The sequence below is a fragment of the Streptomyces pristinaespiralis genome (assembly GCF_001278075.1).
Classification (GTDB): Bacteria; Actinomycetota; Actinomycetes; order Streptomycetales; family Streptomycetaceae; genus Streptomyces; species Streptomyces pristinaespiralis.
On sequence record NZ_CP011340.1, the window covers coordinates 133,711 to 153,113 of the forward strand.

The window sequence follows — 19,403 nt, forward strand, 5'->3', positions numbered from 1 at the left end:
GTGCGCCGGTGCGGGCCCGGCCGGGGTGGGCGGTGCGCTGGTAAAATGGGGGCACGCTTCGTCGTTCTGGGGCCCGTACCAAGGGGTGCGGGCCCCGGCTCGTTCCGGGCGCCACACCACGGAAGGGTCCCCCCATGAATGCGAAGCCGTCAGCCTCTGGGCGCTCCGGTGCCGGCGAAACCCGGGCGACGGCGGTGCGGGGTGAACTCTCGGCGGTGACGCTGACACCCGGTTCGCCGCCCGCGCAGTCCTTCGCCGAGCTGGGGCTGCCCCCGGAAGTGGCGCGGGTGATGACCGGCTCCGGGGTGACGGAACCGTTCCCGATCCAGGCGGCCACCCTGCCCGACGCGCTGGCCGGCCGGGACGTCCTCGGCCGTGCGCGGACCGGGTCGGGCAAGACCCTCGCCTTCGGGCTGGCCCTGCTCACCCGTACCGCGGGCCGGCGCGCCGAGCCGAAGCAGCCGCTCGGGCTGGTCCTGGTGCCGACGCGTGAACTGGCGCAGCAGGTGAGCGACGTGCTGGACCCGTACGCACTGGCGCTCGGGCTGCGGCTGGCGACGGTGGTCGGCGGGTTGTCGATCGGGCGGCAGGCGACGCTGCTGCGGGCCGGCGCGGATGTGGTCGTCGCGACCCCGGGGCGGCTGACCGATCTGGTGGCGCGCCGGGACTGCCGGCTGGACCAGGTGCGGATCACGGTGCTGGACGAGGCGGACCAGATGTGCGACATGGGGTTCCTGCCCCAGGTGTCGGAGCTTTTGGACCAGGTGCGGCCCGGCGGGCAGCGCATGCTGTTCTCGGCCACCCTCGACCGCAACGTCGACCATCTGGTCGGCCGCTATCTCCACGACCCGGTGCTGGCGACGGTGGACCGGGCGGCGGGCGCGGTCGCCACGATGGAGCACCATGTGCTGAACATCCACCCGGCGGACAAGTACGCGACGGCCACGGAGATCGCCGCCCGGGACGGGCGGGTGCTGATGTTCCTGGACACCAAGCACGCCGTCGACCAGTTCACCCGCCATCTGCGCGGCAGCGGTATCCGGGCCGCCGCGCTGCACAGCGGGAAGTCGCAGCCGCAGCGCACGCACACGCTCGCCCAGTTCAAGAGCGGTGAGGTCACCGTGCTGGTGGCCACCAATGTGGCCGCGCGGGGCATTCACGTCGACGCGCTCGACCTCGTCGTCAACGTCGACCCGCCCGCCGATCCGAAGGACTACCTGCACCGGGGCGGCCGCACGGCGCGTGCGGGCGAGTCGGGCCGTGTGGTCACCCTGGTCACGCCGGGTCAGCGGCGTGACGTGAACCGGATGATGTCCGACGCCGGGATCCGGCCGGTGGTCACGCAGGTGCGCTCCGGTGAGGAGAAGCTGGCCGGGATCACGGGAGCGAAGCGGCCGCCCGTCGCGGACAGGTCCGCCGGCGGCAACGCGTCCTTCCGCGGCCTGGGCGCCCGGGCCCCGAAGGAGTCGCGCAGGACGGCCGAGGCCCGCGGTCTCGCGGAGGCCCGTAGGGCCGCCCGGGTCCGCAGAGGCCGCTGACGTTCCGCGGAGGGCTCGAGCGGGGGGCTTCAGGCGTCCAGCGGCACCGGTGGTGTGTCCGTCCGCTCCGCCGCTTTCTGCCCTGCCCGCGCGGGTCCGCCGGTGGCCGGGACCTCGGCGTATCCGAAGATGGTCGCCCCGCAGGGCGGTTCCATCGGTGACCTGCCGCCGTCGAAGGGGCGCAGTTCGCAGGCCAGGACGGGGCGGGGGGCGGCCGGCCCTTCGGATTCCGCCCGGCGGACGCTGGTGCGGCTCATCCTCCACAGCAGGTAGGCCACGGCCAGGGCGAACAGCATGTGGAGCAGGCCCCACAGCATCGCGGACGGTGTCGGCAGTCCGCCGGCGGTGCGGACCTGCTTGGCGGCCAGCCGCGCGAGCGTGCGCAGCAGCGACCACAGGACGAGCCCGACGCCGATGATGGGCAGCAGCAGGAAGAGCATCTGCACGACGGACGCGACGATGCCCAGCGGGGAGCCGGCGGTGCCGAACAGATGGCTCGCCGTCGCCCATGCCTGCGTGATCATGTCCGGCAGGCGCAGCACCACGACGCCCAACTGGACGGCGAGCACGGGCAGTACGAGCAGGACCCACAGGGTGACGACCGTCTGGGGCCACCGTTTGAGTTCGCGGAGGCGGGGTTCGGCGGGTCGGCGCAGGACCTTGTGACGGAGGATGGGGCCGATGTATTTGAACAGGTCGGGGATGCCGACCAGGTCCGACATGATGTAGTACCCGTCGAACCGCAGGGTGGGCAGGAGTTGCTGCACCATTTCGAGGTTGATCAGCAGGATCGCCGCGAGGAGTACGGGTGTCGGGGCCTGGGCGTAGATGCCGGTGAGGGCCAGGATGAACAGGCCGTTGAAGTAGACGCCGCCGAGGTCGGTGCGCAGGCGTCCGGCGCGGCCGAGGCGGTAGGAGTTGGTGACGTCGGTGTAGAAGGCGGGCCACACGACGTAGATGCCGCAGCCCATCACGCCGGGGCGTACTTTGCCGTAGCGGCAGGCGGAGGCGTGGCCGACCTCGTGGAACGCGGCGGAGAGCAGGGTGAGACCGACGGTGACGAGGACGCCGAGCGGCTGTGCCATCACCCCGGTGATCGCCGCGCCGGTGTTCTGGGTGGTGAAGAGCCAGGCCTCGGCGGTGAACAGCGCGCCGACCAGCAGGACGACGGCGACGGGGTGGAAGAGCCAGGCGAAGAGGCCGGCGATCATCCAGGTGGTGTGCTCGGAGACGAGAGCCGCGCGTGTCTTCAGGCCGAGCACGGCGTGTTCGGTCTTGGTGACGGGGGGCGCGGTGCCGTCGCTGCGGGTGGTGATGCCGAGGGGGGCGAGTTTCTCGTCGAGCAGGAAGGCGACGTGTTCGGCTGCGAAGCCGCGGCCGGTGGCGTGGGACAGTTCCTCGGCGACGCGTTCGAGGATGCGTTCGGCGGAGGCTTCGATGCCGCGCTGGCGGCGGAGTTCCTTCACCGTGCGGTAGAGCAGGTCGGGCAGGTGGATGACCTGGCCGTCGCGGCGCTGGATCAGGTGCGGGGGCTTGCGGTAGCCCGAGCCCGCGTACTCGCCGACGAGTTCGGTGCCGTCGGTGAGGGCCGGCAGGTTCAGGTGCTCACCGACGGAAGGGGAAGGCATGCGGATCTCCCGGTGACACGCAGGGCCCGGCATAGCGGACCGGGCCCCACGTCGGAGCGATCAGCCGCTGGTGACGGCGGCCGGTACGCAGGTCAGGCTGGAACTCGGGTTGTTGGAGCCGAGGCCCAACGAGCCGATCAGGCCGGGGGTGCCGTGCACCCGCTCGGACTGGCAGGCGAAGGCGACCTGCGAGTTTCCGTCGCCGCCGCCCTCGGGGAAGTGGTACTGGTACGTCGTGGAGCTGTTGTCGATCGTGATGAGCGACAGCATGGTCCGCGGCGGGAGAAACTCTGCGCAGAGCGCATTGAGTTCGGGGTAGCCGATGTCGTCCATGGCTTCCTTCCTCGGGCTATCCTCGTGCCGTTGACGCTCCCGTTATGTGCCGTTCGTTTCCTGCCGGCACTCACGGTCGGGACGCGGAAACCCGAACGGCCGGGGACGGTGTTTCCGTGGTGGCGGAAACGCCATCCCCAGCCGCGGACGGGTGAACTAGAACACCGACGTGGAGCTCGGCATGCAGGTCATGCCGGAGCTCGGGTTGTTCGAGCCCAGGCCCAGGGCGCCGACCAGACCCGGGGTGCCGTCGACCTCCTGGACGGAGCAGGCCGAGGTGGTGATGCCGTTCTGGTCCGACGCGGCCGGCGCGATGGCAACGGCCGAGCTCGAGGAACCGCCCTCGGAGCCGCCGCCACCCCAGTTGTTGAAGGGCACGACGGTGGAGAGCACAGCACGCTCGGGCAGCATCTCGCCGGCGAGAACGTCGAGCTCCTCGAAGCTGATCTTCGACATGGAGACCTTTTCCTTTCGGTTCCTGCAATACGGCTCGAACCCCTACGAGCCGGTGTCCATCACGGTGTGGACGACAGGAGTAACGGCGGTCCCCGGTGGCTGGATGCGCGCGATCACGCTTTCCGGCATTCTTCTGGCCAATGGGGCGAAACGCTTTGGTCATTCACCCCGTTCCCGTGGTATCGGGGCGCGCGGCGCCGGCGCGGAGAAAACCGCAGTTCAGCGGCGGATACCGGGGGCGGGCGACGGCTGCTGTTCCGCAGTCGAATAGAACGGGCGTCCATCCCTGGGGAAGGAGTCACGCACAGTGGCACGCATGTGCGCGGGGGTGCGGACACCGCGTCTCATTCTTCTGTGCCGTCCTCTTCCCTGTTCAAGGGGGCAATGCCCTTGCCGGGTTCGACGACGTCGCGCCGGCCGGAGGACTCGGCCTCGTCGAGCTGTGTGACCACGGGATGGTGGAGGTCGAAGGCGGGCGACTCGGAACGGATCTTCGGCAGCGTGGTGAAGTTGTGCCGCGGCGGCGGGCACGAGGTCGCCCACTCCAGGGAGCGGCCGTAGCCCCACGGGTCGTCGACGTCGATGCGCTTGCCGGTCTTCGCCGTCTTCCAGACGTTGTAGAAGAAGGGGAGCGTGGAGGCGCCCAGGAGGAACGCCCCGATGCTGGAGAGGGTGTTGAGAGCGGTGAAGCCGTCGGCGGCGAGGTAGTCGGCGTAGCGCCGGGGCATGCCTTCCGCGCCGAGCCAGTGCTGGACGAGGAACGTGGTGTGGAAGCCGATGAACAACGTCCAGAAGTGGATCTTGCCGAGGCGTTCGTCGAGCATCGTGCCGGTCATCTTGGGCCACCAGAAGTGGAAGCCCGCGAACATGGCGAACACGACGGTGCCGAAGACGACGTAGTGGAAGTGGGCCACCACGAAATAGCTGTCGGTGACATGGAAGTCGAGCGGTGGTGAAGCCAGGATGATGCCGGTCAGGCCGCCGAAGAGGAAGGTGACGAGAAAGCCGATGGACCACAGCATCGGCGTCTCGAACGACAGCGACCCCTTCCACATGGTGCCGATCCAGTTGAAGAACTTCACCCCGGTGGGCACCGCGATGAGGAAGGTCATGAAGGAGAAGAACGGCAGCAGGACCGCGCCGGTCGCGAACATGTGATGGGCCCACACGGTCACCGAAAGTCCCGTGATCGCGATGGTCGCCCCGATCAGCCCGGTGTAGCCGAAGATCGGTTTCCGGGAGAAGACGGGGAGGATCTCCGTGACGATGCCGAAGAACGGCAGGGCGATGATGTAGACCTCGGGATGGCCGAAGAACCAGAAGAGGTGCTGCCACAGGAGCGCGCCGCCGTTCTCCGGGTTGAACACCTGCGCGCCGAAACGCCGGTCCGCCTCCAGGACCAGCAGCGCGGCCGCGAGGACGGGGAAGGCGAACAGCACCAGTAGCGAGGTGAACAGGATGTTCCAGGTGAAGATCGGCATCCGGAACATCGTCATTCCCGGCGCGCGCAGGCAGATGATCGTCGTGATGAAGTTGACGGCGCCGAGGATGGTGCCGAACCCGGCCAGCGCCAGGCCCATGATCCACAGGTCGCCGCCCACGTACGGCGAGCGCTCGCCGCCGCTGAGCGGTGTGTAGGCGGTCCAGCCGAAGTCGGCCGCGCCCTGGGGGGTGAACAGACTGCTGACCACGATCAGTCCGCCGAAGAAGAACAGCCAGAACGACAGCATGTTCAGCCGTGGGAAGGCCACGTCGGGAGAGCCGATCTGCAACGGCATGACGGCGTTCGCGAATCCCGCGAAGGTGGGCGTCGCGAACAGCAGCAGCATGATGGTGCCGTGCATCGTGAACGTCTGGTTGTACTGCTCGCTCGAGAGGATCTGGATACCCGGCCGGGCCAGTTCCGCGCGGAGCAGCAGGGCCATCACGCCGGCGACGGCGAAGAACAGGAACGACGCGATCAGGTACAGGTGCCCGATCTTCTTGTGATCCGTGGTCGTCAGCCACACGATGACGGCCTGGCCCCGCGTGCGGCCCTTGACGGGGACGGGAGCCGACGTGTGGGTGGATGTGACCATGTGTGACCCCCGGGCTGTTCTGGCGGTTCCTTTGTGAGCAGTTCGGAAAGCGGTGGAGTGCCCAGCCAACGCGATGCCACACGCTATGCCGCGATGCCGCGCCCGGGACCTTTCGGACATGCCCTCGGCCGGGTCAGCCGGACGGGTGGGGCGGGGCGCGGGGCGGAGTATGTGGCGATCGGGTGAGGCCGCGCTCGGCGGAGCCGCCCGTGGTTAGCATCCGGGAAGGGGGACGCCCACCGATGGCACGGAGGCCGTCATGCCGCAACGACCCGCATCCCGTCTGTCGACGAACCGGTCGAGCCTCGGCCACAAGGCGCGGTACGCGCTGCGGCATCCGCGGCGCGTACTGCCCTATCTGCGCCGGGCGGGCCGCGACACCTGGCTGCGGCTGCGCCACCGCGACGGCCACGTCGCCTACTACCGGGCGGTGATGGCCTCCGACACCGCGAAGAGCCCGGAGGCGGCGGTCGGCGGCGGCCCCTCCCACGACCGCTGGCTCGCCATCGGGCAGATGCAGTTCGACTACCTGCGCGAGCACGGGCTGAGGCCGCAGGACAGGATGCTGGAGCTCGGCTGCGGCAATCTGCGGGCCGGCTGGCGGTTCATCGACCATCTGGAGCCCGGCCACTACTACGGGATCGACATCTCGCCCGACATTCTCATCGAGGCCAAGAAGACCCTCGTGCGCTACGGGCTCCAGCACAAGCTTCCGTATCTGACGCCCGTCGACAACCTGACGCTGGACTTCCTCCCCGACGCCGCGTTCACGGTCGTGCACGCGCACAGCGTCTTCTCGCACTCGACGCTCGACATCATCGACGAATGCCTGGCGAACGTGGGGCGGGTGCTCGCCCCGGGCGGGTTCTTCGACTTCACCTACGACCGCACCGAGACGCGTGAGCACCAGGTGCTGGGCGAGGACTTCTACTACCGCACCCAGACGCTGGTCCGGCTGGCCGCACGGCACGGCCTCGCCGCCCGCTTCATGGACGACTGGGAACAGCTGCCGCACGGCCAGTCGAAACTCCGCGTCACCCACGCCGCGTGACGGGCGCCGCGTCACGGGCGCGGCGCGGTTGCGGTTGCGGTTGCGGTTGCGGTTGCGGTTGCGGTTGCGGCTGCGTACGGCGGATGCGCCCGCCGTGCACCCGAATGCACGAGCACCTGGATGCCTGAACGGAGAGATCGCATGCGTGTTGCGGTAGCGGGCGGTACCGGCCTGGCCGGGCGGCACGTCGTCGGGGAGCTGCGCGCCGCCGGGCACGAGCCCGTGGTGCTGGCCCGTTCCAAGGGCGTGGACGTCACCACGGGCCAGGGTCTCGCCGAGGCCCTGGCCGGTGTCGAGGCGGTGATCGACGTGACCAACGCGGCGACGCTCAGCCGCCGGAAGGCCGTGGCGTTCTTCGAGGCGGCGTCGCGCCATCTGCTCGCGGCCGGGGAACGGGCCGGCGTGCGCCACCACGTGGTGCTGTCGATCGTGGGCATCGAGCGGGTCGGCCACGGCTACTACCAGGGCAAGATCCGCCAGGAGCAGGTCGTGGCGGGCGGCCCGGTCCCGTGGACGGTGCTGCGGACGACGCAGTTCCACGAGTTCGCCGACCAGCTCCTCGACGGCATGCCCGGCCCGCTGGCGGTGATCCCGCGCATGCGCGTCCAGCCGGTCGGGGTCCGGGAGGTGGCCCGCGCCCTGACCGGGCTGGCCGAGGGGCCCGCGCAGGGCATGGCCCCGGAGTTGGCGGGCCCCCGCGAGGAGTGGCTCCTCGACATGGTCCGCCGCCTGCTCCCCACCCGCCCGGAACGCCGCTTCGTGCTGCCGGTCCGCTACCCGGGAGCGGCGGGCCGCGCGATGGCGGGCGGCGGCCTGCTCCCCACGGGGCCGGGGCCGCGGGGTATGCAGACGTTCGACGCATGGCTGGCGGACGAGCGCGGCTGACCGGCCGCCCGGCGGCCGGCGGCCGCGCCGGGCGGGGTGTCAGGTGACCGCCGCGGGCGGGAGGTCCGGGCGGGGCCCGGTATCCCCTGGGGGGCCGCCCCGGCAGGTTTCAGGGTGGCCGCCCAGGGCGCGGGTGCGCGAGGCCACGCGGCAGGCGGGTCCGGCGGCGTGCCCGGCGGCGTGTCCGGCGGGGCGTCAGGTGGTGGCCGGGCCGGGCGGCCGGTGGGCCGGTCGGGCTCGGCCCGGTATCGCCCGGGGGGCCGCCCCGGAGAGGGTCGCCCCGGCAGGTGTCAGGGTGGCCGCCCCGGGCGCGGGTGCGCGAGGCCACGCGGCAGGCGCGCCCGGCGGCGCGCCCGGCGGCGTGTCCGGCGGGGCGTCAGGTGGTGGCCGGGCCGGGCGGCCGGTGGGCCGGTCGGGCTCGGCCCGGTATCGCCCGGGGGGCCGCCCCGGAGAGGGTCGCCCCGGCAGGTGCCAGGGTGGCCGCCCGGGGCGCGGGTGCGCGAGGCCACGCGGCAGGCGGGTCCGGCGGCGTGCCCGGCGGCGTGTCCGGCGGGGTGTCAGGGTGGCCGCCGCAGGCGGGAGGTCCGGCGGGGCGTCAGGTGGTGGCCGGGCCGGGCGGCCGGTGGGTCGGTCGGGCGCGGGACCGGGATCGCCCGGCGGGCCGCGCCCGGCGGGGTGGGCGACGGGCCTCTCGGGCTCGTCGCCCACCGCACCCGGGCGCGGCCCGCGCTGAGGTCAGGCGCCGGACGCTGCCGCGTAACGCGCGGCGACGTCCTCCCAGTTGACCAGGTCCCACAGCTTGGTGACGTAGTCGGGGCGGACGTTCTTGTACTGCAGGTAGTAGGCGTGCTCCCAGGCGTCGAAGACCAGCAGCGGGGTGCTGCCCTGGCCCACGTTGCCGTGGTGGTCGTAGACCTGTTCGACGATCAGGCGGCGGCCGAGCGGCTCCCAGGCCAGTACGCCCCAGCCGGAACCCTGTACCGAGGTGGTGGCGACCGTCAGCTGCTTCCTGAACGCCTCGAAGCCGCCGAGGTGTTCGTCGATGGCGTCGGCGAGCGCGCCCTCGGGGCGGTCGCCGCCGTCCGGGGAGAGGTTCTGCCAGAAGATCGAGTGCAGGGCGTGCCCGGAGAGGTTGAAGGCGAAGGTCTTCTCCAGACCCACCAGGCCGGTGGGGGTGATCAGGTCCTTCTCCCGGGCCTCGGCGAGCTGCTCCAGGGTGTCGTTGGCGCCCTTGACGTAGGCGGCGTGGTGCTTGGCGTGGTGCAGCTCCAGGATCTCCGGCGTGATGGCCGGGGCGAGCGCGGAGTAGTCGTACGGCAGGTCGGGAAGCGCGTAGGTGCCCATCAGGCACGTCCCCTTTCGTTTCCGTGTGGGTGATCGTCCGGGGACAGCCAACCTCTATTGCACATTACTTGCAACAACCTATGTGATGCAGGAACATGGCCGGGGGGCGGGGTCGGCACGTCAGCTTTCGGCGGTGCGGCATTCGAGGTGCTGCCGTTCCTCCCGAGAGGTGATCGTCTTCTCACCGGCGCCCGCCGGACCACCGGCCCCGCTCCCCCGGCCGGCGCGACCTGAGACCGACCACGGGTCCGCCGAGCGGCCGAGGCGAGCGCGCGGAGTTGCCGCTCACGGCCGATGGCCGGCAAGGGGGCGGCCTGAAGGATGGAACACGTCGGAACACCAACTCCCGGGAGACCAACGTGTTTCATCCGTCACCACGCAGGACAGCGGCCGTACTGACCGCGGCCGTCGCAGTGCTCGCCGTGAGCGGCACCTCCAGTGCCTCCGGCACGTCGGGTGCCTCGGGGGCCTCGAGTGCGTCGGGTGCCTCGGGTGCCGCCGGTGCCCCTGCCGAGCGTCGTGGAACGCCGGCGTACGCGAGTGTCACCGGGGGCGCGGATTTCGTGCTGCCCTACCACCAGGACGAAGACGTCCGCTCGTTCAGCTTCGACGCGGTCGCCGCTCCGTACAGCCGGCCGCTGCCCGGGATACCCACGGGCCTTCCCACCGACGCCCGGGGAACGGTCAGGATCTCGCACTACTCGGCCGAACGGGACGTCACCTACACGGCCGAGGGACGGGTGGACTGTCTGGTCACCGGTCCCCGCTCGGCGACGCTGACGGCGGTCATCACCAAGGTGGGTCCCGGCGGGCCGCTCGACATCGGTCTGAGGCTCGGATTCAGCGTGTACGACGGAGGAAAGGGCGGCAAGAACCGCTCCGGCGACCGTGTGGGCTTCTCGTGGAACGGTGTGAATCTGCTGCCGGACGGCGCGGGCGGCCCCGAGGACGCCCCCGTCGGCACCTGCATGGCGCCGGCCCCGTACGCCCCGGTGACCAGGGGCGACTACACGGTCGTGCACGCCGAACTGCCGCCCCCGCCACAGCCCTGACCTCCGGCGCGGCCCGGCCCCGGCACGGGGCCTCCTCCCCCGCACCGGGCGCCATCGTGCACGCCGGGACCGGCGGCGTGGCGGGTGGGTCAGGGAGCGATGCCGATGCCGTCGATCCGGCTCCAGGCCTGCTCCTCGGCGAAGGTCATGGCGGGCCAGTCCAGCCCGCCCGGCCGGGGCCTGATCCGTGAGGCGTACGGGGCCGGGCTGAAGTCCGGGTCGTAGAAGCAGCCGGTGCCGTAAGCGCGGTCGAACGCGGGACAGGACGCCGCGATCGACCGCGGGGAAGGCTTGCGGCCGGTGCGGACCCAGGTGTCCAGGGAGGAGACGGCGCTCGCGTACTCGGAGTCGCTCAGCTCGCTGTGCTCGCTCTCCCTGGTGAAGGTCTGCACGAGGTGACCGTCCCTGCGGGCCCCCTCGAGGGTGGCTCGGTAGGCGGCCTCGTGCTCGACGAACGCGGTGGGGTCGTCGATCGCGTGCAGGGTGAGCACCGGGACGTGGACGCGGCCGGTGAGATCACTGTCGTACGAAAGATCGCGCCGGGCGGCCGGGTCGGCGGAGAAACGCTCGACGCCGGCGTTGAGCGCCTTGTCGTCGTGCGAGCCGGAGTACCGGACGCCCTTGTTGCTGAAGGGATTACGGCCGCCGAGACGGCCCAGCACGATGTCACGGAAGGTGAACGTCGCGAACCGCAGATGCGACTCCAGTGTGCGCTCGGGGATGCGCGTGACGGCCAGGATGTCGTCGAGGTTGCGCTGCTGCAGGGCGGTGCGCTCCTGCGGCGCGGACGCGTAGCCGGTGCACTCCTGCAGGCGGGCACGCAGGCCGGCCGTCGTCATCGTCGAGCCGGCCCGCAGCCCCTCCCACAGCGGGTACCGGGGCTCGGTGGGGCGGGGATGGTTTTGGCAGTAGTACTGGTAGACCACGCGCAGGTCGACGCGGTAGTCGTAGCCGCGGGTGCCGCCCGCGAGGACGCCGTTGGTGAGCAGGGCGCCGTCGTACGGGCCGTGGTGCCCGCCGTAGACCTCGACCACCTTGGCGGCGACGTTGCCGCCCCAGGACTGGCCGTGCACGTAGGTCCGCTGCGGTCGGCCGAACGTGTCGACGAACAGGCGGCGTACGTTCTCGGTGTCGGCGGCGGCCATCCGTGTGCCGTAGCCGCCCCGCCGGTAGGAGGAGCCGGCCCAGGCGTAACCCTCGTCCACCATGACGGCCCAGCGCTGGAGGTCCTCACCGCTGCGGCCGGGGTCGGAGGCGTCGCCGAGGTCGGGGCCGCCGTGGGCGTGCACGACGAGGGAACCGTTCCACCGGGCGGGTATCGCGAACGTGTAGTGAGCCCCGTTGGCGTCCTGTCCGGAGTAGCAGGTGGCCTTCTCCGCCAGTTCGGCGGGACACACGGCGGGTGCCGGGCCGTCGCCGTCCGCCTGCGCGGCGGGGGCCGCGCCGACCGCGCCGCCGATCAGCCCGAGGAGACAGGCCGCGATTCCCGCGGCGCGGCGCCGGCGGGACACCGGCCGTCGGGAGGTGCGTGTTTCTGACCTGTTCAAGGCGGCTCCTCGTCCTCGCGGGCGCGCATCGGTGCGTCGTCGGCGCTGATGCTAGGGAGACAGGGGCCGGGAAACCATGCGGCTGATCTTTGCGTTCATATTGTTCGCCGACCGCTGCTCGAACAGCTCGGACCGTTCGCGCTGTTCGCGCTGTTCGCGCTGTTCGCGCTGTTCGCCGGAAAGGATGTGGGGATGGCATCGGGCACGAGCACCGGCACGGGCCGGGAGGATCAGGAGCCCGGACTCGGCACGTGGAGCTTCGAACGGCTCCACGCGATGGCCGTGAACGAGCACGGCAGGCACCTCGAGGCAGTACGTATCGTCGCGCAGGGCCGTGCCTATGACGACGACCGGCCCGCGGAGGCCCGCCTGCGGTGGGCCAAGCTCTCCCTGCTGGCGAACCGGCGTGCGCATGGTGACGGTCTTGAAGACCGGACACGCGCGGCCACGCAGGACTTCACGCTCCGGATGTGGATCATCGACCATCTCGGTCCCGACGACGACGATCCCGACCGGAGCCCGGACGCGTTGGCGTCCGACACGCTCGGGACATTGCGTCTCACGCCCTCGCAGGCCGGTGCGCTCGGTGACCGCTGGCGTGAACTGCCCATCGAGCAGCTCCGCGAGCTGCGGCGGCACAAGAACCTGACGGCCCATCTGGCAGACCTCGTCGGCCGGACGGGGCCCGGTCCGACGCGTGATCTCCTCCTGGCCTGGGACGGGGTCCGGCACCGGCTGCCCTGAGACAGGCAACCGCCCCGGCGTCGTCCGTCCGCGTCAACAGGCGGTCGTGCCCCCGGCGTTCGGGAGCTCGGGCTTTTGGGCGAGGAAGGTGGCGATGGTTCTCTTCGTTCCTTCGTCGGGCGCCTGCAGCAGGCGTGCGGTGACCACGAGGCCGGCCGCCTCCAGCAGTTCGGCGAGCCGGTCCGGCGGCGTCAGGTAGGACCCGTAGGACACCGGGCGGCCGCCGTACGCCTGTGTCGGACGCAGATGCTCACCGGATCCCACCGGGCCGGCCATCATCAGGAGGCCCCCGGGTGCCAGCGTGCGGCGGAATTCGCCGAACACGACCTGCAGCAGTTCCGGTGGCGTGTGGTGGACGGAGTAGTAGGCGAGGATGCCGCCGAGTTCGTCGTCGCCGATCGCCGGCGCGGTCATCGACCCGACGGTGAAACGCAGCTCCGGGTACGCCTGCCGGGCCAGTCCGACCATCGCGGGCGACAGGTCGATGCCGAACGCGGGCACCCCCAGCTCCGCCAGGTGCGCCGTCACCCGGCCGGGACCGCATCCCATGTCCGCGACGGCCCCGCGGCCGGCCGTCCGCACGGCCTCGGCGAACGCCGCGAGCATGGCGCGGGACAGCGGGTCCAACTCGGCCGGGAACTTGACCCGTCGGGCGTATTCGGCGGCGACGGAGTCGTACGACTCCCGGACGTCGGCGAGGTAGGAGAGGTCGGTCACCGGCGTGACTCTAGAGGGCGGGCGGCGTGCCGAGGGCCTTGAGGTGGCCTTCACCGACATCGGCTGCTTCGACGTCTCTTTCTGAGCGCCCAGGAAAAGGGAAAGGCAAGGAGGTTACCCGCTCCTTGCCACTCTCAACTTATAGCGCCCCGGGGGGCTTGCGGCAAGGCCCGGGGGGTGCCGCAGAATGATCAACCCGGACCAGAACCTGCGGAAATGACTATTTCGCGAGGTGGGCGGGCTTTGTTCATGTATGGGTTGCCAGTCTCGTCGAATGGGCGTTCTTGATGATTGACGTGATCGTGGTCGGCGGCGGGCCGACCGGATTGATGCTGGCCTGCGAGTTGCGGCTGCACGATGTGCACGTCGTCGTGCTGGAGAAGCTGACCGAGCCGACCAGGCAGTCCCGCGGGCAGGGCCTGCACACGCGCAGCGTCGAGATGATGGACCAGCGCGGCCTGCTGGACCGGTTCCTCGCGGTCAGTGAGAAGTTCCAGGTCGGTGGTCTCTTCGGCGGCATCGTGAAGCCGTGGCCGGACGGGTTGGACACGGCCCATCCGTACGGTGTCGCCACCCCGCAGCCGGTGACCGAGCGGCTGCTCGAGGAGCGCGCCGTCGAACTCGGCGCCGAGATCCGGCGCGGCTGCGAGGTGGTCGGGCTGAGCCAGGACGAGGACGGGGTGGACGTCGAGCTGGGGAATGGGGGTGCCCCCGCCAGTGGGGGCGTAGCCGGCGCAGGAGGCACGCACCTGCGCTCGCGCTACCTCGTCGGGTGCGACGGCGGCCGCAGTACGGTGCGCAAGCTGCTCGGCGTCGGCTTCCCCGGCGAGCCCGCGACGGTGGAGACGCTGCTGGGCGAGATGGAGGTCACCGAGGATCCGGCGACGATCGCCGCCGTCGTCGAGGAGGTCCGCAGGACCCAGCTGCGGTTCGGCGTCGCCCCCGGCGAGGACGGGGTGTGCCGCGTCGTCGTGCCCGCCGACGGGGTGGCGGAGGACCGTTCTAGCGCGCCGACCCTCGAGGAGTTCAAGAAGCAGCTGCGGGCGTTCGCGGGCACCGACTTCGGGGTGCACTCGCCGCGCTGGCTGTCCCGGTTCGGCGACGCCACCCGGCAGGCCGAGCGTTACCGGGTCGGCCGGGTGCTGCTGGCCGGCGACGCGGCGCACATCCATCCGCCGACCGGCGGGCAGGGGCTCAACCTCGGTGTCCAGGACGCGTTCAACCTCGGCTGGAAGCTGGCCGCCGAGGTCGCCGGCTGGGCGCCGGAGGGGCTGCTGGACAGCTACCACGCCGAGCGGCACCCGGTGGGCGCGCGGGTGCTGGACAACACCCGGGCGCAGATCACGCTGCTGGGGGCCGACCCGGGTGCGGCCGCGCTGCGGGAGCTGTTCGCGAAGCTGATGGACTTCGAGGAGGTGAACCGGTACGTGACCGGGATGATCACCGCGGTCGGGGTCCGCTACGACTTCGGCGAGGGGCACGACCTGCTCGGCCGGCGGATGCGTGACGTGAGGCTGGAGCGGGGGCGCCTGTACGAGCTGATGCGCGAGGGCCGGGGGCTGCTGCTCGACCGGACCGGGCTGCTGTCGGTCGCGGGCTGGGCGGACCGGGTGGACCACGTCGTCGACGCCGGCGAGGAGCTGGACGTGCCCGCGGTGCTGCTGCGGCCGGACGGTCATGTGGCGTGGGTCGGCGAGGATCAGCAGGATCTGCTCGACCGGCTGCCCCGGTGGTTCGGCGCCGCCACCGGCTGAGCGCGCGGTCGCGGCCCCGCACGGGCGGGACCGGTCTCGGGCCGGGTCCGGCGCGGGGCCTCCCGCCCTGGGGTGCCGCGCCGCCACCCCGGGCCGGGTCGGTCACCGTCCGTCGGGGCCGCATCACGGTGCGGTGGACGCGAGGGGGTTCGGAGGCTGGTGGGGCGCGCGGGGCGGGTGGGGCGAGTGCCGGGAACAACCCGGGATGGTTTACCGTTCACATGTATGTGGTCGCGGAGGGGACAGTGTCCCCGGGCCTCACCTGCAGCCCATGGGGAAGATCGTTCGGCTGAAGCCCTGTGGAGCCCCTCGCCGAGAGGCGACCGCCCTCCGTGCCCACCCTGTACCGATCCCGGCTGGTCCCCCCCGTCCAGCCGGGATCTTCCTTTTCCCGGGACGGATCCGCCGCTCCATGGACGACCCGCGCCCCGGTGACGAGGGCCCCGGCGTCGAGCCGGGGCCGTTCGGGACCGGGCGGTGGGTCATGCCGGGGCGGGCGGGGTGAGGGGGCGGGTGAAGCGCAGTGCGGGGTGGCCGTCGAGGACGGTGGTGCCCGTTTCCGTGAAGCCGTTGCGGGTCAGGACGGTCCGCGAACCGGTGTTGGCGACGGTGGCCGCCGCGTGCAGGGTGTTCAGGCCGTAGGCGGTGGCCGCGAGCGTGCACACCTGCTGGACGGCCGTGGTGGCGAGGCCCTTTCCGGCGGCCTTCTCGGCGACACGGAAGCCGAGTTCGGCGCCGCCGTCCACGAGGTCGACGAGGTTGACGCGGCCCACGATCGCACCGGCGTCGTCGACGAGGACGTGGAAGCGGCAGATTCCCGCGGCCTGTTCGGCGAGCAGGGCGGCAAGGCGGGCGGCGAAGTGGGTGAAGTAGTCGTCGCCGCGGTCGGGGACGTGGGCGGCGAAGTAGGCCCGGTTGTCGCGTTCGAAGGCGAGCAGGGCGTCGGCGTGGCCGGCGTGCAGGGGTTCGAGGCGGGGCATGGGGGAACGGTACGCGGCCGGGCGCGGGGCCGGGCGGGCGGGTGGGACGCGGCCCGGCCACCCGGTGCGGGGTGGGGGCGGTCCTGGTCACGGCTTGCGGGTGATCCAGCGCTGGAGGGCGGCGTGGGTGGTGTCGTCGAGGGCGCAGAGCGCGTCGATGGCGGCGAGGTCGCCGGGCAGCGGGGCGATGCCGGCGGTGGTCAGGGCGGCGTGCAGGTCCAGGCGGCGGCGGTCGGCCGGCTCGAGCGGGAGGGGGACGCGCTGGCCGGGCCGGGGCGCGGGCAGCAGGTAGTCGTCCGTGGCGCCGGGGAAGCGGTAGGGGTCGATGGTGGTGGTCCCGGTGGTGGTGTGCCAGGCGGTCATGTCTGCCTCCCTGAGGGGTGGTGCGGTGTCTGTGGTGGCAAGGACTGCGCTGCGGCGGCGGCAGTTGCAGTACGGGAGCATTGCCACCCGAATGTCCCCTATGGCATTTCGTCACATGACAGTTCGTCACATCAGCGGTCGTGTGACGGACACACCGGCCCGCCCGGCGTGCGGGCGGGCCGGTGCGGCAGGGCGGGGGCCGGTGGGCCGGGGCGTGTCCGGGTCGGTCAGACGATGCAGCGGTGGGGCGAGCCGTTGCCCGACAGGTGGCCGTCCCAGATCCAGCCGGCTCCGGGGACGTAGGACCAGGTGTTCCCGTACTCGTTGACGATGAAGCAGCGGACCTCGATCCGGGTGCCCGCCGGGTAGGTCTGGAGGCGGTAGCACTCGCCGTAGGGGCCCATGCGCAGCGGTGCGGCGTCCAGGGCGGTGTGGGTGGTGGTGTACGGGTTGTCGGCGCGGGCGGGGGCGGCCTGGCTGCAGCGGTCGGCGGGTGCGGCGGTGGCCGTGGTCGTGGCGGAGACGGTGGCGGTCAGGGCCGCGGCGGTGGCCATGATCGTCGCGGTGGTGCGGTGGCGGACCTGTCGGTGCTGGCGCATGGCGGCTGCCTCCTGCGAGTGGTTTCCGGTGATGGGCGGTCACCGTGGCACGGGGCACGCGGCCGGTGGGAGGGCCCGGGGTGTCCGGGACGTGTCCCGGACACCCGGGCGGGGCGGGTGCGGGTCAGGGGGTCCAGACGCCGGTGGCGGCGGTCTCGCGGGCGAAGTCGGTGAAGTCGCGCGGTTCGCGGTGCAGGACCTGGCGGACGCCGTCGACGAGGTGGGCGTTGCGGCCGTCGAGGAAGACGGCGAAGACGTCGGCGTAGGTCTGGTCCTGGCCGGCGTCCTTCAGGATGGTGCGGTACTCCTCGACGGTGACGGGGCGGTAGGTGATGGTGCGGCCCGTCGCCTTGGACAGTTCGTCGGCGATGTCGGCGAAGCTGAGCAGCCGGGGGCCGGACAGTTCGTAGGTGCGGCCGGTGTGGGCGGGGTCGGTGAGGGCGGCGACGGCGACGTCGGCCACGTCGTCGGCGTCGACGAAGGGGGCGACGGTGTCGGCGGCGGGGACGGCGAGTTCGCCGGCGAGGACCGGCGGCAGGAAGAAGCACTCGGAGAAGTTCTGGTCGAACCAGTTGGAGCGCACGACGGTCCATTCGGCGCCGGAGGCCTTGAGGCGGTCCTCTGCGGCGCGGGCGCCTTCCTCGCCGATGCCGGAGAGCAGGACGATGCGGCGGACGCCGGCGGCGACGGCGGTGCGGCAGAACGCGCCGACGGTGTCGGCGGCGCCGGGGAAGGCCAGGTCCGGGTAGTAGCTGAGGTAGACCGAGCCCATGCCGTCGAGGGCGGCGTCCCAGGTGGCGGGGGCGTTCCAGTCGAAGGGCGGGGTGCCGGTGCGCGATCCCGTACGGGGCCGCAGGCCGCGTAAGGAGAGCCGCTCGGCGACGCGGCGTCCTGTCTTGCCGGTGCCGCCGGTGACGAGGGTCGGACGGGTGGCTGCTGTGGGTGTGTCAGGTGTCATGCGGGCCAGTCAAACCGAGCCGTTCCGGGCAGCGCCAGGTTCCTCGAGTCGGAGCCGAGGATTCCTGGCGGCCGGGTGGAGTGCGGTGAGGCGGACCGGGAGGGTGTGGTGTCCGTAGGCGATGAAACCTTCCGTGGGGGCCGGTCCGCCGGGTGCGGCGGCGAGGTGGATCCCGGGGAAACGGTCGAAGAGGGCGGGCAGTGCGACGGCCGCTTCCGTGCGGGCGAGCGGGGCGCCGGGGCAGAAGTGGACGCCGTGTCCGAAGGCGAGGTGTTCGGCCGCTCCCCTGCCGGGGCGGGTGATGTCGAACCGGTCGGCGGTGGGGCCGTGTCTGTCCGGGTCGCGGCCCGCGGCGGCGTAGGCGGCGAGGATCGCCTCGCCCTTGCGGATGGTGGGGCCGCCGGGCAGCGCGATGTCCTCGACGGCGTAGCGCAGGGGGACGTTGGCGACACTGGGGGCCCAGCGCAGGGTCTCCTCGATGGCGTCGTGCCAGGAGACGGTGCCGTCGAGGACCAGGCGCAGCTGGTCGGGGTGGGTGAGCAGGGCGTGGACGGCGTTGCCGATGAGGTTGACGGTGGTCTCGTTGCCGGCACCGATGACCAGCAGGAGGGTGTCGAGGAGTTCGCGTTCGCTCAGGTGTGATCCGTCGTCGTCGCGGGCGGCGACGAGGGCGCTGGTCAGGTCGTCGCCGGGGTGGCTGCGGCGGTGGGCGACGAGGGCGGTGAGGGCGTCGTCGACCTCGTGGACGGTCTGTTCGGCCTCGTCGGGGGTGAGGGTGGTGTCCATGGCGCGGGCCATGAGGCGGGCGAGGCGGGGGCGGGAGGTTTCCGGGACGCCGAACAGGTCGCAGATGACCTGCATGGGCAGGGGGTGGGCGTAGGCGGCGCGCAGGTCGACGATGTCGCCGGGGGCGGTGTCCGCCAGGGCGTCGAGGAGGCGGTCGGCGGCGTGGCGGACGCGGGGCAGCATGGCCCGGGTGCGGCGGCCGGTGAAGGTCGGGGCGACGAGTTTGCGCAGCCGGCGGTGTTCGGGGCCGTAGGCGGTGTCCATGTTGTGGACGCCGACCCAGGTGCGGATCCAGGTGTCGTGGTGTTCGCCGCGCTGCCAGGCGGGCCAGTGGCGGCGCGGGTCCTTGGAGACGCGGTCGTCGGTGAGGAGGGTCTTGAGGAGGTCGTGGGTGTTGATCGACCAGGCCCGGATGCCGGCGGGGAGTTCGACGAGGACGGCCGGGCCGAGGGCGCGCAGGCGGGCGGCCTCGCCGTGCAGGTCGCGGCCGGCGGGGTCCAGGACGAACGGCCGGGGGCCGGGTGGTGCGGTGGCGGTGGCGGCGCCGGGCGCGGCGGGCAGGGGCAGGGGCGGGTGGGTCATGGGGTGCT

19 protein-coding genes are annotated in these 19,403 nt (G+C 72.0%); 7 read left to right on the forward strand and 12 right to left on the reverse strand.

Annotated elements, in window-relative coordinates:
- Positions 1-134 precede the first annotated feature (134 nt).
- Positions 135-1,538, forward strand: coding sequence for a DEAD/DEAH box helicase (locus tag SPRI_RS00555; protein ID WP_053556608.1), 1,404 nt, complete (start codon positions 135-137; stop codon positions 1,536-1,538).
- Positions 1,539-1,567: 29 nt separating this feature from the next.
- Here the strand turns inward: SPRI_RS00555 and SPRI_RS00560 are convergent, their stop codons facing one another.
- The 3 genes from SPRI_RS00560 to SPRI_RS00570 all read right to left on the reverse strand — a co-directional run bounded on the left by SPRI_RS00560 (position 1,568) and on the right by SPRI_RS00570 (position 3,955).
- Positions 1,568-3,166, reverse strand: a complete 1,599-nt coding sequence (locus SPRI_RS00560) for a hypothetical protein (protein WP_182327528.1) — start codon at positions 3,164-3,166, stop codon at positions 1,568-1,570.
- 60 nt (positions 3,167-3,226) lie between these two features.
- Complete coding sequence (locus SPRI_RS00565; RefSeq protein WP_005322008.1) at positions 3,227-3,499, reverse strand: hypothetical protein; 273 nt, start codon at positions 3,497-3,499, stop codon at positions 3,227-3,229.
- Between the two features lie 156 nt (positions 3,500-3,655).
- Positions 3,656-3,955, reverse strand: a complete 300-nt coding sequence (locus SPRI_RS00570) for a hypothetical protein (protein ID WP_005322005.1) — start codon at positions 3,953-3,955, stop codon at positions 3,656-3,658.
- Between SPRI_RS00570 and SPRI_RS38370 the strand changes: the two genes are divergently transcribed.
- Entirely contained in the window at positions 3,954-4,226 is a 273-nt protein-coding gene (locus tag SPRI_RS38370; RefSeq protein ID WP_158685252.1) for a hypothetical protein, read from the forward strand. The two genes, SPRI_RS00570 and SPRI_RS38370, sit on opposite strands and share 2 nt — an antisense overlap.
- 73 nt (positions 4,227-4,299) lie before the next feature.
- Here SPRI_RS38370 and ctaD read toward each other — a convergent pair whose 3' ends face one another.
- Complete coding sequence (ctaD, locus tag SPRI_RS00575) at positions 4,300-6,033, reverse strand: aa3-type cytochrome oxidase subunit I (RefSeq protein WP_005322004.1); 1,734 nt, start codon at positions 6,031-6,033, stop codon at positions 4,300-4,302.
- A gap of 259 nt (positions 6,034-6,292) precedes the next feature.
- Between ctaD and SPRI_RS00580 the strand changes: the two genes are divergently transcribed.
- Both SPRI_RS00580 and SPRI_RS00585 read left to right on the forward strand, forming a co-directional pair.
- Positions 6,293-7,084, forward strand: coding sequence for a class I SAM-dependent methyltransferase (locus tag SPRI_RS00580; RefSeq protein WP_005322000.1), 792 nt, complete (start codon positions 6,293-6,295; stop codon positions 7,082-7,084).
- Positions 7,085-7,225: 141 nt separating this feature from the next.
- Positions 7,226-7,969 carry an SDR family oxidoreductase gene (locus tag SPRI_RS00585; RefSeq protein ID WP_053556609.1) on the forward strand — a complete coding sequence of 248 codons (744 nt, stop codon included), beginning with the start codon at positions 7,226-7,228 and terminating at the stop codon, positions 7,967-7,969.
- 735 nt (positions 7,970-8,704) lie between these two features.
- Here SPRI_RS00585 and SPRI_RS00590 read toward each other — a convergent pair.
- Complete coding sequence (locus SPRI_RS00590) at positions 8,705-9,313, reverse strand: superoxide dismutase (RefSeq protein ID WP_037775659.1); 609 nt, start codon at positions 9,311-9,313, stop codon at positions 8,705-8,707.
- 563 nt (positions 9,314-9,876) lie between these two features.
- Here SPRI_RS00590 and SPRI_RS00595 point away from each other — a divergent pair.
- Positions 9,877-10,365 carry a hypothetical protein gene (locus tag SPRI_RS00595; RefSeq protein WP_234020479.1) on the forward strand — a complete coding sequence of 163 codons (489 nt, stop codon included), beginning with the start codon at positions 9,877-9,879 and terminating at the stop codon, positions 10,363-10,365.
- 89 nt (positions 10,366-10,454) lie between these two features.
- On the opposite strand, the gene SPRI_RS00600 is transcribed toward SPRI_RS00595, so the two are convergent.
- Complete coding sequence (locus tag SPRI_RS00600) at positions 10,455-11,912, reverse strand: hypothetical protein (RefSeq protein ID WP_005321988.1); 1,458 nt, start codon at positions 11,910-11,912, stop codon at positions 10,455-10,457.
- A 192-nt stretch (positions 11,913-12,104) separates the two neighbouring features.
- Here SPRI_RS00600 and SPRI_RS00605 point away from each other — a divergent pair, with 192 nt between their 5' ends.
- Entirely contained in the window at positions 12,105-12,656 is a 552-nt protein-coding gene (locus SPRI_RS00605; RefSeq protein ID WP_106428502.1) for a hypothetical protein, read from the forward strand.
- A 33-nt stretch (positions 12,657-12,689) separates the two neighbouring features.
- On the opposite strand, the gene SPRI_RS00610 is transcribed toward SPRI_RS00605, so the two are convergent.
- Complete coding sequence (locus tag SPRI_RS00610) at positions 12,690-13,373, reverse strand: class I SAM-dependent methyltransferase (protein ID WP_005321981.1); 684 nt, start codon at positions 13,371-13,373, stop codon at positions 12,690-12,692.
- Positions 13,374-13,660: 287 nt separating this feature from the next.
- On the opposite strand from SPRI_RS00610, the gene rox reads away from it, so the two are divergent.
- Complete coding sequence (gene rox, locus SPRI_RS00615; protein WP_037775658.1) at positions 13,661-15,127, forward strand: rifampin monooxygenase; 1,467 nt, start codon at positions 13,661-13,663, stop codon at positions 15,125-15,127.
- 482 nt (positions 15,128-15,609) lie between these two features.
- Here rox and SPRI_RS00620 read toward each other — a convergent pair whose 3' ends face one another.
- From SPRI_RS00620 to SPRI_RS00640, 5 genes are all read right to left on the reverse strand, one after another.
- On the reverse strand, positions 15,610-16,107 hold the full coding sequence (locus SPRI_RS00620; RefSeq protein WP_005321979.1) for a GNAT family N-acetyltransferase: 498 nt from the start codon (positions 16,105-16,107) through the stop codon (positions 15,610-15,612).
- Between the two features lie 87 nt (positions 16,108-16,194).
- The gene (locus tag SPRI_RS00625) at positions 16,195-16,470 is read right to left on the reverse strand and encodes a hypothetical protein (protein WP_037775656.1); all 276 of its coding nucleotides are present in this window, start codon (positions 16,468-16,470) and stop codon (positions 16,195-16,197) included.
- 227 nt (positions 16,471-16,697) lie between these two features.
- Positions 16,698-17,069 carry a hypothetical protein gene (locus tag SPRI_RS00630; protein ID WP_005321976.1) on the reverse strand — a complete coding sequence of 124 codons (372 nt, stop codon included), beginning with the start codon at positions 17,067-17,069 and terminating at the stop codon, positions 16,698-16,700.
- Between the two features lie 124 nt (positions 17,070-17,193).
- Positions 17,194-18,027, reverse strand: coding sequence for an NmrA family NAD(P)-binding protein (locus SPRI_RS00635; protein ID WP_005321972.1), 834 nt, complete (start codon positions 18,025-18,027; stop codon positions 17,194-17,196).
- Between the two features lie 9 nt (positions 18,028-18,036).
- Positions 18,037-19,395, reverse strand: a complete 1,359-nt coding sequence (locus SPRI_RS00640) for a cytochrome P450 family protein (RefSeq protein WP_234020478.1) — start codon at positions 19,393-19,395, stop codon at positions 18,037-18,039.
- Positions 19,396-19,403: the final 8 nt, after the last annotated feature.

Coding starts and splice junctions, on each gene's coding strand:
- ctaD (WP_005322004.1), bottom strand. CDS start 6,033: ATGGTCACATCCACCCACACGTCGGCTCCCGTCCCCGTCAAGGGCCGC.
- SPRI_RS38370 (WP_158685252.1), top strand. CDS start 3,954: ATGGAGACCTTTTCCTTTCGGTTCCTGCAATACGGCTCGAACCCCTAC.
- rox (WP_037775658.1), top strand. CDS start 13,661: ATGATTGACGTGATCGTGGTCGGCGGCGGGCCGACCGGATTGATGCTG.
- SPRI_RS00565 (WP_005322008.1), bottom strand. CDS start 3,499: ATGGACGACATCGGCTACCCCGAACTCAATGCGCTCTGCGCAGAGTTT.
- SPRI_RS00555 (WP_053556608.1), top strand. CDS start 135: ATGAATGCGAAGCCGTCAGCCTCTGGGCGCTCCGGTGCCGGCGAAACC.
- SPRI_RS00635 (WP_005321972.1), bottom strand. CDS start 18,027: ATGACACCTGACACACCCACAGCAGCCACCCGTCCGACCCTCGTCACC.
- SPRI_RS00640 (WP_234020478.1), bottom strand. CDS start 19,395: ATGACCCACCCGCCCCTGCCCCTGCCCGCCGCGCCCGGCGCCGCCACC.
- SPRI_RS00580 (WP_005322000.1), top strand. CDS start 6,293: ATGCCGCAACGACCCGCATCCCGTCTGTCGACGAACCGGTCGAGCCTC.
- SPRI_RS00570 (WP_005322005.1), bottom strand. CDS start 3,955: ATGTCGAAGATCAGCTTCGAGGAGCTCGACGTTCTCGCCGGCGAGATG.
- SPRI_RS00625 (WP_037775656.1), bottom strand. CDS start 16,470: ATGACCGCCTGGCACACCACCACCGGGACCACCACCATCGACCCCTAC.
- SPRI_RS00620 (WP_005321979.1), bottom strand. CDS start 16,107: ATGCCCCGCCTCGAACCCCTGCACGCCGGCCACGCCGACGCCCTGCTC.
- SPRI_RS00585 (WP_053556609.1), top strand. CDS start 7,226: ATGCGTGTTGCGGTAGCGGGCGGTACCGGCCTGGCCGGGCGGCACGTC.
- SPRI_RS00590 (WP_037775659.1), bottom strand. CDS start 9,313: ATGGGCACCTACGCGCTTCCCGACCTGCCGTACGACTACTCCGCGCTC.
- SPRI_RS00605 (WP_106428502.1), top strand. CDS start 12,105: ATGGCATCGGGCACGAGCACCGGCACGGGCCGGGAGGATCAGGAGCCC.
- SPRI_RS00630 (WP_005321976.1), bottom strand. CDS start 17,069: ATGCGCCAGCACCGACAGGTCCGCCACCGCACCACCGCGACGATCATG.
- SPRI_RS00560 (WP_182327528.1), bottom strand. CDS start 3,166: ATGCCTTCCCCTTCCGTCGGTGAGCACCTGAACCTGCCGGCCCTCACC.